Origin of the sequence: Streptococcus suis, from assembly GCF_002960445.1 — a bacterium.
GTDB lineage: Bacteria > Bacillota > Bacilli > Lactobacillales > Streptococcaceae > Streptococcus > Streptococcus hyiners.
Genome location: NZ_POJD01000367.1, coordinates 1 through 296 on the forward strand (window position 1 = coordinate 1; position 296 = coordinate 296).

Genomic DNA, 296 nt, shown 5'->3' on the forward strand with positions numbered 1-296 from the left:
AAGTTCCCACCCTTTCGGGGCTGGTACTTTTTCAAATACTTTCAAAGTAATATTGTTTAGGCTGAAAGGTGTGATATATCCACCAAATGGCAAGTAGTAGAAAAAGCGGAAAAAATTATCTTGCATTACTGCGCGTGTCGGATTATCTTTTAGTAAATCTAGTAGTATTTGTTCCCCACGTTTTATAGTCACTTCCACAATGCTATACATCTATTTCCCTTTCTATGTTCTTTCGTTTCTCTATTTGTTGTTTAACCCATTCAGCCCTATCTTTATCATCTGACAAAGATATAAAA

At 35.1% G+C, this 296-nt stretch carries 1 pseudogene; it reads right to left on the reverse strand.

Features of this window, described 5'->3' with window-relative positions:
- Nucleotides 1-210, reverse strand: a pseudogene (locus tag C1G53_RS12100) (hypothetical protein); the annotation flags it as partial.
- Nucleotides 211-296: the final 86 nt, after the last annotated feature.